Source organism: Ruegeria sp. BHSB058 (genome assembly GCF_059613285.1).
This window is the reverse complement of sequence record NZ_JBXWSF010000018.1, coordinates 24,400-36,435: the sequence shown is the minus strand read 5'-3', so window position 1 is coordinate 36,435 and position 12,036 is coordinate 24,400. Positions and strand designations below refer to the sequence as shown.

Annotated in this window: 8 protein-coding genes; 2 read left to right on the top strand and 6 right to left on the bottom strand. The window is 60.3% G+C overall.

Translation table 11 applies throughout. The features are described 5' to 3' along the window. Positions 1-2 precede the first annotated feature (2 nt). Both AC2FNB_RS07000 and AC2FNB_RS06995 read right to left on the bottom strand, forming a co-directional pair. The gene (locus tag AC2FNB_RS07000) at positions 3-863 is read right to left on the bottom strand and encodes an FAD binding domain-containing protein (protein WP_480751553.1); all 861 of its coding nucleotides are present in this window, start codon (positions 861-863) and stop codon (positions 3-5) included. Between the two features lie 144 nt (positions 864-1,007). Next, complete coding sequence (locus AC2FNB_RS06995) at positions 1,008-4,220, bottom strand: reductive dehalogenase (RefSeq protein ID WP_496745326.1); 3,213 nt, start codon at positions 4,218-4,220, stop codon at positions 1,008-1,010. 74 nt (positions 4,221-4,294) lie between these two features. Between AC2FNB_RS06995 and AC2FNB_RS06990 the strand changes: the two genes are divergently transcribed. Continuing rightward, positions 4,295-5,197, top strand: a complete 903-nt coding sequence (locus AC2FNB_RS06990) for a LysR family transcriptional regulator (RefSeq protein WP_480751550.1) — start codon at positions 4,295-4,297, stop codon at positions 5,195-5,197. Between the two features lie 24 nt (positions 5,198-5,221). On the opposite strand, the gene AC2FNB_RS06985 is transcribed toward AC2FNB_RS06990, so the two are convergent. The 4 genes from AC2FNB_RS06985 to AC2FNB_RS06970 are packed head-to-tail and all read right to left on the bottom strand — an operon-like array spanning position 5,222 to position 10,955. Then, positions 5,222-6,490 carry an NAD(P)/FAD-dependent oxidoreductase gene (locus tag AC2FNB_RS06985; RefSeq protein WP_496745324.1) on the bottom strand — a complete coding sequence of 423 codons (1,269 nt, stop codon included), beginning with the start codon at positions 6,488-6,490 and terminating at the stop codon, positions 5,222-5,224. Positions 6,491-6,540: 50 nt separating this feature from the next. Next, the gene (locus tag AC2FNB_RS06980) at positions 6,541-7,575 is read right to left on the bottom strand and encodes an ACP S-malonyltransferase (protein WP_496745322.1); all 1,035 of its coding nucleotides are present in this window, start codon (positions 7,573-7,575) and stop codon (positions 6,541-6,543) included. Next, positions 7,572-9,764 carry a dehydrogenase E1 component subunit alpha/beta gene (locus AC2FNB_RS06975; RefSeq protein ID WP_496745320.1) on the bottom strand — a complete coding sequence of 731 codons (2,193 nt, stop codon included), beginning with the start codon at positions 9,762-9,764 and terminating at the stop codon, positions 7,572-7,574. Before AC2FNB_RS06975 ends, AC2FNB_RS06980 begins: the two co-directional genes overlap by 4 nt. 24 nt (positions 9,765-9,788) lie before the next feature. Further along, on the bottom strand, positions 9,789-10,955 hold the full coding sequence (locus AC2FNB_RS06970; protein ID WP_496745318.1) for a pyridoxal phosphate-dependent aminotransferase: 1,167 nt from the start codon (positions 10,953-10,955) through the stop codon (positions 9,789-9,791). A gap of 98 nt (positions 10,956-11,053) precedes the next feature. Between AC2FNB_RS06970 and AC2FNB_RS06965 the strand changes: the two genes are divergently transcribed. After that, positions 11,054-11,950 carry a LysR substrate-binding domain-containing protein gene (locus AC2FNB_RS06965; protein ID WP_480751543.1) on the top strand — a complete coding sequence of 299 codons (897 nt, stop codon included), beginning with the start codon at positions 11,054-11,056 and terminating at the stop codon, positions 11,948-11,950. Positions 11,951-12,036: the final 86 nt, after the last annotated feature.

Sequence of the window (12,036 nt, the reverse complement as noted above, 5' to 3'; positions counted from 1 at the left end):
GCTCATTCTCCCTTGGCACGGGCATAGGCGATCTTGGCAGCGCGCTTGGCCAGCACGCCGGCGACCTCGGTGCGGAACGCGATGGTGCCGCGCTTGTCGTCGATCGGATTGCAGGCCGCGGATGCCGCCGCCGCGAGCGCCTCCAGCGCGGCGTCATCCAGCGTGGTGCCGATGATGGCCTTTGCACAGTCCTCGACCAGCAGAACCGTCGGCGCAACCGCGCCCAGTGCAACGCGCGCCTCGGTAACGGTGTCGCCATCGAGCCGCAGGTTCACGCCGACACCGACCACCGCGATATCCATCTCGGTACGCGGAATGAACCGCAGATAGGCATCGCCGCCATTTGCCCCCCGTGCCGGGATATGCACGGCCGAAATCACCTCGCCCTTGGCCAGCGACGTCCTGCCCGGACCGGTGGGGACGTCTTCGACCGCAACCTCGCGATCCCCGTTCGGGCCCGTCACTGTCACGGTCACACCGGCCGCCACCATGCCCGGCACGGAATCGGCGGCGGGCGAGGCGTTGCACAGATTGCCGGTCAGCGTCGCGCGCCCCTGCACCTGGGTCGACCCGATCAGATCCATCCCTTCGACCAGCCCGGGCCAGTCCCGCCCAAGCTGCGGATGCTCGCTCATCTCGGCACCCGAGACCGCAACACCCAGCGTCCAGCTGCCGTCATCCTGGCGGGTAATGTCCTGCACCCCCTTGATTTTCTTGATGTCGATCAGCGTATCCGGCGTCACGAAATCCGAACGCAACTGTACCAGCACGTCCGTTCCGCCAGCCAGGAAACGCGTAATGCCCGTCGCATTCACGGCCAGTTCCGAAGCCTCGGCGAAACTGGCGGGGCTGTGATAATCCATGTTTTACCTCGCACCTGTTGATCAGGGTTTCACTTGGTTCGGGGGCGACGTTAGTCCAGCACCCATCCGGCGTCCATGACAGGAACGACGATTTTTTTCGAAGCAAAATGTCGTTTCCAGACCCCCGGGCCAGCGACCCGGGCGTCAAAGGTCGATTTCGATCACCCCGTCCGGTTCTGCGGCGCGGCTCTGGCACAGGATGATCGACCCTTCGCGCTGTTTCTTCGACAGCACGAAATCGCGATGCTCCACCTCGCCCGAGATCAGGCCGCATTTGCACACCCCGCAGATCCCGTCGGCGCATTTCACATCCACATGAATGCCCGCCTCGTTCAGAACCTGTGCGGCGTCCTTGTCCTCGGGCACCACGAATTCGCGCCCCGATCGCGCCAGCCGCACCGTAAAGGAGTGATTTTCGTATTCGGGCTGTTCGGGAACCGAGAAATATTCCAGATGCCGCGCCTCTTCGGGGAATCCCTGCCGTTCAGCCGCCGCCATCACGCCATCCATGTACCGATCCGGCCCACAGGTATAGACGTGCCAGCCCGGCTGGTAGCCTGCCAGAACCGCATCCAGATCGGCACGCGTGCCCTTGTCCGAGAAATGCAAGCGCACCCTGTCCGCCCAGGGCATCGCCGCCAGATCGTCCAGATACCCCGCACCGGCCTGCGTGCTGGCAGAATAATGCAGCTCGAACTCCGCGCCCATTGCATACAGCCGGTGGGCAAAGGCGATCATCGGCGTGATGCCGATGCCACCGCCCATCAGGAATGTCCTGCTCGCGCTTTCATCCAGTTCGAAATGATTGATCGGTTTCGAGATGAAAACCTTGCGCCCCTCGTGAAAGATTCTGTGCATCAGGGCCGATCCGCCCCGCCCGTGATCCTCGCGCAACACGCCGATCTGGTATTTCGACCGGTCAGACGGATCGCCCGACATCGAATACTGGCGCAGGAACTCGGGCGCCACCAGCACGTCCAGATGTGCGCCCGCCGTCCATTCCGGCAACGGCACGCCGTCAATGGGTGAGAATTCGAACTTGGTCACATCCGCCGTCATCTTCTCGACCCGGGTCAGTTCCACCCGCATCACCGGGGCATCGCCCGCGATCCGATAGCGGTGGACAACCGACATATCCCCGGCAGCAACGCGCGCCCTGTGTTCCTCGGCGCTGACCATCGCCTCATAGGCCTCGATCCCGGCCTCGCGATCCATCGGAAACGGATAGGGCCAAGGGTGCGGCGCCAGCGGCGCAGGATAGACGGCCAGCGTCTGATCCTCGTATTTCAGCTCCAGCTCCCTTTGCAGACCGCGCCGGTTCAACGGATGCACCGAAGGGCGATAGGCGCCATCCCCCTGCAACTCGATATCCCACCACCATTTCTTGACATCGTTCAGCCCGCCATTGCCCACGGCATCGTCCAGCTTTGCCAGCGCAGGCGCGGCTGACGGGATATTCATCGCGGCCCAGCGGAACGGTTTTTCCTTGAAGATCCCTTCAAGGTTCCACGGGCAGGTTTTCATGCAGCGCCCGCACATCGCCCCGCCCGGCGTGGTGATCCGATAGGTCGCGCATTTCTGGCTATCCGATTTCCAGATTTCATAGCCGTTGAACATCCGCTTTGGTCCCGCGGTTATCGCCCCCGACGGGCACTCGCGGGCACATTTGTTGCAGCTTTCGCAGAAATTCTGCAGGCCGAAATCGATGGGTTTGTCATGGGCCATCGGCATGTCCGTGGTCACGACACCCGATTTCAGGCGCGGCCCCAGATAGGGGTTCAGGATCACCTCGCCAATGCGGCTGACCTCGCCCAGACCACTCAGCAGCAACAGCGGCGGTTGCAACACCTCGCCATCCATCACCGTATGCGCCTTGGCCTTGTAACCCAGATTTCGGATCTGCTGCGCGATCACCCCACCCAAAAGCGAGAAACGCAAATAAGCGCGCATCGACTGCGCGACGCTGATCCAGTCGTCACCGGATGCGCCCTCCATCGTCTCATAACCCTGATCGATGATCATGCTGACGGCCTGATCATGCGGCGGCACGATCTCTTCGCCGGTCGCGTCATGCGAATACCAGGCCCAGTCCGGGCAGCGGCTGAGGCCGACCGCGTCGACGCCCAGAAAATAGCTGGCCGCTTTCAGGTTGGCGGCGTTGCGATTGGCGTCATTTGGTTTGTACGTTTCGGCACAGTCCCCATCCTGAAGCAGTACAAAAGCGCCAAGTGCGCGTCTCTGCGCGAAACTGGGCGCGGATTTGCGCGCATAATGACCGCCCTTGGCCCCGTCCTGAACCGCCTTGCCCATATCCCCGAACTGCGCCCGCGCGAACATATCTGTACGTTTCGGAACCCGCGCCACATGAGCCTCGTCGATATAGGTCGTCGGCTCCTCAACCCGTTTCAGCTTCTCGAACGGCTGCGCCCCATCGACATAGCGGCGCCTGGCGTAAGGATCTCTGTTGAAAGCATTTTTTGCAAATCCCTTACCTAGCCACCAGGCAGGGCCTTGGGTTTGGAACCAAGGTTGTTCGGCCATCGGTCGCAACGGCAGATCATGCGCAATCTCCATTTCGGTCGTCACCGCCGCCAACCCGAACCGGCAGCCCAACCAGGGGGCGACCAACACACCGTCCTCGACCGTCGCCAACCCCGCGGCAACCGCCAATTTCCCCAGATCGACATCCGAAGACATCACCGAATGCGCCCGCGCGTCAAACCCAAGAAGGCGAATGTAATTGGCAATTACTGTAGCATTTTCAGTAGCTAACAGGCAGACTCGGTGATCCTGTGCATCCAGAATCCACTCAGACCCCGACTCATCCGGGTCCGGATCTCGGTTGTGCTCATACAGGAAAATGATGGCGTGACGGTGGCTGTCGATCGAGATCGGTTCGGCCTCCATACTGTCCTTCAGGTCGGCCATGATAACGTCAATGCCCGAGGCCAGAGTCTTGGTCTGGCGCGTCCTGAGCGCATGAGCCAATCGGTCGATATCGGGGTTTCGGCGCGGATTGGACAACATCGCTTCAGTCGGCAGCGGCCCGCATCCCATCATTGATGCATCATTGAAATAACCAAATGATTTCAGATGATTGGCTCGTTCAAGCGGATTTTCCGGGATCTCTGCCACCGCCGGATTGACGAAGCCGTCGCGGATCGCATCCAGCATCGCCTGAAACTCTCCCATCGCGTTGACAATGCTTTCTGGCGTCTGCCGACGGTGAAAACTCAACTCCGCCATCTCTGGTATCTGCGCAAGGTCCGGCAGGTCGGCCGCCCGCGCAAGCCGTTCAAGGGGATAGTGCCCCATGTGCACAGGCCGGTTCTTGTCGGAAAAAAAGCGGAATCCCATCGCGTTCTCCTGTCCTGACCGCCCGTCTACTGTGAAATGGACACCAAAACCATTCATGGTTAGTCATATACGGCATGAGCAAATTCGATTTCACTGATCTCGACGGCAAGGTCCTGAGAACCTTTCTGACCATTCTCGAAGAGAGTTCTGTGTCCAAGGCAGCCGACCGTCTTGGGGTCACGCAATCGGCCGTCAGCCACACCCTGTCGAAACTGCGAATTGTACTGGGCGATCCGCTCTTTGTACGTTCGGGTCAGGGGCTAACCCCCACCGAACGCGCCATCGCCCTGCAGGAACCGGTACAACAGATTCTCGACGGGATGCACACCCTGACCGAAGGTCGTCCATTCGATCCGCAATCTGAGGAGATGACTTTCCAGATCGCGGCAAACGACCTGCAACGAGACCTGATCTTTCCCCGGCTTTTGAATGCCGCGCGCACCGACGGTGTGCGCCTGCGGCTGCATTTTGTTCCTTCAGGCGTTCCCGATGCCGCCATTTTGCGAAATGACCGCTGCCAATTGATGCTGACGCCGCTTCCGCCCGACGGGCCGGATATCTTTCAGAAGCGGCTGCTGACCAGCCCGCTAATGGTCTATTTCGATGCAAGCCATCGCGCCCCACCTGCGACATGGGAAGAGTATTGCGCCGCCGAACACGTCGAAGTTCGCTTTGCTGACGGGCGCAGCGCCAAGGTGGTCATGCGTGGCGTCGATCAAAGCCAGATCCGCCCTCCGACCGTGACCCTGCCACATTTCAACGCCATCCCACCTTTTCTGCTCGGTAGCGACCTGATTTCGACTGACACGGCACTGATGAAAATGGGGCCGCTAGCAACACTCGATTGCGCGCCCCTGCCGTTCCGTTGCGAGCCGGTGCAGATCTTCATGGTCTGGCATCAACGTTCAAACGGCGACCCTGCGCACCGATGGTTGCGTGGTCGGATAGAAACGTTGGCATCTCAGTTGCAACCATGATTGCCGCGATAGGATCGGAAACACTCAGAACCTTGCTTTGACCAGGTGCGTCAGCACCGCGCCGGTTTCGAAAAAGGCGCGGCGCAGACCGGTCCAATTCTCGCGATGCTCCACGACGGCAGGAACCGGCAGCATTTCGGGGTCACCTGACAGCAGGCTTTGGGCGGACATGGCGCCAAACACCGTTCCCGGCCCGATTCCTCGACCGGAATAGCCATGCACGGCCAAGGCGTTCGGTCCGATCTGCGTGATTTTCGGTATATGGTCAGAGGTCATAGCAATGCGCCCGTGCCAGCCAGCGGTCAATGGTTGATCCGCCAGTTGTGGGAATAACTGACCGAGCTTGCGCACGATCCAGTTGCGATGGGCAAAACTGCCCGCATGACCCAGATCACCCATCGCCCCGATCACCAGTCGCCCGACCTGATCCATCCTGAAAGAGGTCATGATCAACCCGGTGTCCCAGCATCCTTCACCTCCGGGCAGGATGGTCGCGCGCATCGCCTGTGGCAAAGGCGCGGTCGCATATTGGAAGTAATACACCGGTACATAGGCCGGTGCAGTATGCGTCAAATCACGATGATAGGCATTTGTCGACTGTAGCAGCGCTTTGGCCCGCACCTCTCCGGATGGTGTCGACAGATGCCACATATCCCCTTCATGACGCAGTGATTGCACCGGGCTTTGCGTGAATACTCGAGCCCCCGCCTCGGTTGCCGCCCGCGCCAGCCCGCGAACATAGGCCATCGGCTGAATTGTTCCCGCGCGCGGATCGAACAAGGCACCGTGAAAAGAACCACTTCCTGTTCGCCTGCGGGTTTCCGCCTCCGACAACAGTTGCACAGGCGCCCCGGAGGCGTTCAGTTGTTCGCAGCGTTGCGACAGATTGCGGAGGCCGGACGGGGAATGCGCGCAGTGCAAAGTTCCGTTTCTGACTGGTTCACAGTCGATCCCGTACAAATTGATCAACTCGTAGACCCGCGCAGGTGCATCGGCCAACAACGCGATCAGTCGGTTTCCCGCCTCGGTTCCAAGATGGGCACGAATATCATCCGGTGGCAACCAAAGGCCAGCATTGGCCAGTCCGACGTTACGACCCGACCCACCATGGCCGATGTCATGTGCTTCCAGCAGGCAGACCGATGCCCCGACTTGCGCCGCATGAAGCGCTGCGGAACAGCCGGTATAACCTCCGCCGATTACCGCAAGATCGACGGTAATCGTTTCGTTCAGCACACGCGCGTCAGTCTTTTCTCGGCAGGTTTCCTGCCACAGGCTTTTCTCAGAATCCATCAGCACTTCCAATCTGTTCGGATATCGCAACCGAAACAATTTTCCGGCGGTCAGTCGATGACAAGAGTCCTTTGATCCTCGCGGCCCATCGAGATCAGCATGGGGGTTTCCTCCTGCCGTGCCTGAAAATCCGTTTTGCCCGCCATACCGCGCCAGTTTGCCAGCACCAGCGACTGCGCAACAGCCCCGCCCAGCGTTGCCCCAGGCCCGGTGACGATGAAGAGATCCGGAGCGAATTCGCGCGCTGCCGTCTGCACGGCACGCGTAAAGTCATAAGGTTCGGTCACCTGATGGCCCAGTGTATAGCCCCACAAAGCACTGGTATCGGTCGCCCCCGGCCACCAGATCTTACCCCGCCCGTCGATCAGCGGGCGGTCAGGCTGGCGGAACATACCTGCTGCCAGGCGGTTACGCCCCTCGGCCGCGACCGGCGCTTGCAGACGGGTGTGAAAGGCCGCGTGGTTCGACAGGCGCATCGGAAACCGTTCGTGCACCATCGGAACCGTGGCCTCAAAAGCCGCCAACCCTGCCTCGTTACCTGCCAGCACAAGCATCCCGCCCAGATCAATGGAAAGCGCCAGGTCCTGCCCGCCGACCCTGTCGATGCGTGCGACCTGCGCGAGCAACTCTGCCTTGCGTTCAGGATCGTTTACCCAGTCCTCTCCGGTGAAAGGATAAACCAGTTGCCCGCCTAATAGGCGTTCCTGCATCAAAGTGCCCATGGTGTTGACCACCCGGAACCCGTCATCGGCACTAAGTGCTCCTGCGACAGCCAGAGCAATATACCAACCCATCGAGTTTCCGGTCACAGCCAACACTTCGATATCCCCGGCCAATGCCTTCGCGTCTGCCAGCGAGGCCGCATAAATCAGGGGTGAGGCAACATCACCACGAGAGTATTTGCCCACAGTGTAACGCGCGGCACTATCCAGTGCCGTTACCGCCTCTTGCCCGGCCTCTGCTCGGATGATGTCGAAGCCGCGAAACATTTCCATCCGGGCACCGTGGTGGCGATGCAAATAGCCAAGCTCGGGCTTGTTGTAAGTACCCCGACCGGGGCAGATCACGACGGCAGTACGGGTCATTTGCGGGCTCCGGTCAGATTCAGGGCAGCAGCAGCAATGCCGTCTTTCGACGGCAAGGGCGCAGAATAGGCCGGACCGGTCGCGATGAAACAATCTTCAGCCACGACGCGAGCAGTCGGAACGGAACCGATTTCCTCACTGAAGAATGTCATCAACCCCTCGGACTGGCTGCCTGTGCGGCGGCACTCGTCGACGATCAGGACGTGCTTACAACCCTTTGTCGCCTCGCGCAGCGCGTCGGTCGGCATCGGCGCCAGCCAGCGCATGTCGATGATCCGGGTCTTCACCCCCGCTGCCTGCAATTCGGGCAGAGCTTGTTTCGACAGGTAATGCCCGTTGCCATAGGTCACGACAGCCAGGTCGGTGCCGTCACCATGCACGCCGACCTCGCCCAATCTGATCCGTTGGTCGGGCGAAGGATAGGTGGTCATCCACCTCCCATCCTGTCCTTCGTGCAGGTCGCGCATCGGATAAAGCGCGATGGGTTCCAGGAAAACGACCACCCGCTGCTCTTCCCGCGCTAGCCGTACGCACTCGCGCAGCATCCGTGCCGCATCCGCCCCTGTCGATGGGCAGGCAATGATCACTCCGGGAATATCCCGCAGGACGGCAAGCGAGTTGTCATTGTGGAAATGCCCGCCAAAACCTTTCTGATACCCCAGCCCGGCGATGCGCAGCACCATCGGGTTGGTGAATTGTCCATTCGAGAAGAATGGCAATGTTGCGGCCTCGCCCCGGATCTGATCCTCGGCATTGTGGAGATAGGCCAGGAACTGGATTTCCGGGATCGGAATGAAACCGTTGTGCCCCATACCGATGGCCAGCCCCAGAATGGACTGTTCATCCAGCAATGTGTCGATCACCCGATCGGAACCGAACCGCTGTTGCAGCTTCTGCGTGACGCCATAAACGCCACCCTTGCGCCCCACATCTTCGCCCATACAGACGATCTCACCGTGTTCCAGCATCAGGTCCGTCAGCGCCCAGTTGATCAGACGGCTCATCGGCTGCGGATCGCCCAGCGCACGCATGTCGCCACCGAATGCGGCGGCGCGGGCTTCGGCGCTGGGCCCGTTGGTAGGTTTGCAGGCGCGCTTGGGCGGGATCAAACTGGCCACTACCTCGGTCGCATTGGCCAGATGCGGACGGCTGGCGGCCTCCGCAGCGATGCGATCTGTACGGGCGCAGGTCTCTTCATAGATCTTCAGCGCCTGATCGGGCGACAGCGCCCCGGCCTGATCCAGCAGTCGCACCGTGTGCAACAGCGGATCATTGGCCTCGTCCGCCTCGACCTCAGCCTTGCCCAGATAAGTTGTCGGCACATCTGCGCCCGCATGGCCGTAAAGGCGCACGGTCTTGAGATGCAGAAACGCCGGCTTTCGCCGCGAGCGCACATAATTGGCGGCTTCAAGGGCAACCGCATAGGTCTCAAAAATATCGAGCCCGTTGGCCTGAAAATACCTGATCCCCGGTCGATGCTCCATCGACGCCTGAATCCAGCCCTTGGGTGTCCTGGTCGAGATACCGATACCGTTGTCCTCGCACACGAACAATAGCGGTAGCGGAGTCGATTGCACACTGGTCCACCCGGCCGTGTTGATTGCCCCCTGAGCCGTCGAGTGGTTGGCCGAGGCATCGCCGAAAGAACACATGGCAATCCCGTCCTCGGGCAGTTGACGGTGTTCCGGATCATGCCTGCGCGCGGCCCCCAGACTATAGGCGGCACCTACTGCCTTGGGCAGATGGCTGGCGATGGTCGAGGTCTGCGGCGGGATCATCAACGCCTTTGATCCCAGTACCTTGTGCCGTCCGCCAGAGGTCGGATCTTCCTTGGAGCAGGCAAAGCTCAGCAGCATGTCCCAGGCGATCTGCTGGCCGGGCACCTGCTCGGCGCGGGCAATTTGAAAGGCCGCATCGCGATAGTGCAGAAAAGCGATATCTGTTGGACGCAGGGCATGAGCCACTGCTGCCATCCCCTCATGACCCGACGAGCCGATGGTATAAAACCCCTGCCCCGACTTCTGCATCGCCCGGCTAGTCCGGTCAAGCGCGCGGCTGAGCACCTGAGACCGGAACAGCGAGACCGCGTCGGTCCCGTTCAGCCCCGGCCGCGGCAGTGCTCCGGCAGGCAGGTCGCGTTTGGCAACACGGGTTAGGAAATTGTCGTGAACGATTTGGGCGCGGTCCATGGCTCGGTCTTTTTTCAGGTCTTGTTACAGTGCTTCGACGGCGCGGGCGATACGTGCAAGCCCTTCGGTCAGGCTGTCTGTTGCATAGGCGAAAGACAGGCGCAAATGCCCAGGCATCCCGAAGGCGCGCCCCGGCACCAGCGCAACGCCCACCTCGTCCAGAAGATAACTGCAGAACTCATAATCCACAGGCATTTTGAAGGGTGTCTTCGGAAAGACATAGAACGCCCCATCTGGTTTGGCGCAGGCCAGACCGGCCGCGTTCAGTCCGGAAACCACAAGGTCGCGGCGCGCCTGCATCTCGGCCCGGCGTTCCGTCAGCAACTCTTGTGGCCCTGTGATCGCCACCAGCGCCGCGGCCTGCGCAATCGAACAAGCACCCGACGTGATTTGCCCCTGCACCGCCACCATCGCCTTGATCAGTGGTGCCGGGCCGATGCCCCAGCCAATGCGCCAGCCGGTCATGGAATAGGCTTTGGACACGCCGTTCACGGTCAACGTGCGGCCAGCCAGCGACGGCACCGCCTGCACGAAAGGAGTGAAGGGAACGTACGAGAGATGCTGATAGATTTCGTCGGAGATCACCCAGACATTGGGATGCCGTTCCAACACCGCGCCCAGCGCCTGCAACTCTCCCTCGGAATAAACCGCGCCGGTCGGGTTCGAAGGGGTATTCAGCAACACCCAGCGGGTGCGCGGGGTTATCGCCGCCTCCAACTGCTCAGGCGTCAACTTAAATCCCTGCTCACCGGGGCAATCCAGAACCACCGGCATCCCGCCCGCCAATTTCACCATATCGGCATAGCTGGTCCAGAAAGGTGCCGTGGTGATAACCTCGTCGCCTGAATCGAGTGTGGCCAGAAACGCACCCGCCAGCACTTGTTTGGCGCCAGTGGAAACAATCACATTGGCGGCCTCGGCTTCAGCTTCTGCGGCGATGGCCGCGCGCAACGAAGGTGTTCCGGCAGTGGCGGGATAACGGGTCTGCCCTTCCAGTGCTGCGCGATGAGCGGCTTCGACCACATGGGCCGGTGTCGGGAAGTCTGGCTCCCCCGTACTCAGCGCAATCACATCAACGCCCTGCGTCCGCAGGCGCGCGGCATGTTCCGAAATCTGAACGATTTCTGACAGTTCGACCCCATCAAGCCGTCCGGCGCGCTGAAACCCTGAAGAATTGTTCTGATAAGTCATGCCAATTCACCTTCGATACTTGCGATTCTTGCCTTTCTCCGCCTATTCAGCGCAAAAATCCAATGATATTCCATTTCAAAGGCATGAGGGAAAGTCATATGATTGCACCACGACGGTTTTTGCCTTCGATCTCTTCGCTTTTGGCCCTGGAAGCCGTGGATCGTTTAGGAAGCGCGTCAGCTGCCGCAGACGAGTTGTCGCTGACACAAAGCGCTATCAGCCGTCAGTTGAAAGCCGTAGAGGAACAATTGGGCGTCAACCTGATCCAGCGCAATCAAATGCGTCTGCAACTGACGCCAGCCGCAAGAGAATATGTACAAACTGCGCGCGGCGCGCTGCATCAACTGGCGCAAGCCTCGCTCAAGCTCAAGGCCAACCCCACCGGTGGCTCGCTGCATCTTTCGATCCTGCCAGCGTTCGGAATGCATTGGTTGGCACCTCGCCTTCAGGATTTCGCACGGCAGCACCCGGAAGTTTCGGTGAACCTGAATACGCGGCTGAAACCATTCGATTTCGCGGTGGAACCATTTGATGCTGCCATTCATTTCGGGCGTCAGGATTGGGCCGGGGTCAGCTACCTCAGGATCATGCGTGAAGAAGTCCTGCCAGTCTGCGCGCCTCATTTACGGCCCGATGACTCCACCGCCGATTGGCTGCTGAATGCACCCTTGCTGCATCTGGATACGCGTCCGGACGCATGGGAGCGCTGGTTCGAAGCTCAGAACACTAAGGCAAGCGGTCTCAAGGGAATGTTGTTCGATCAGTTTTCGACAATGATACAGGCAACCATTCACGGGTTGGGTGTGGCCTTGCTGCCCAGCTATCTGGTGGCTCAGGACATCGAAAATGGCAGGCTGGTCCCTGCCTTCGACGCCCCCCGCGTCAGTCTTGGTGACTATTATCTGGTCTGGCCGCAGAACAAGGCCGCATCGGCACCGTTGAAGTCATTCCGGAACTGGCTTGAAGCTCAACTTCTGCCCCGAAAACACGGCTAAGTGCGGGCAGAAATCCCGCTTCTTTCTGGTGATAAATTCTCCAGGGAGTATGAGGGACAGCGTCCCTCATCCAGAATAAGCCGAGA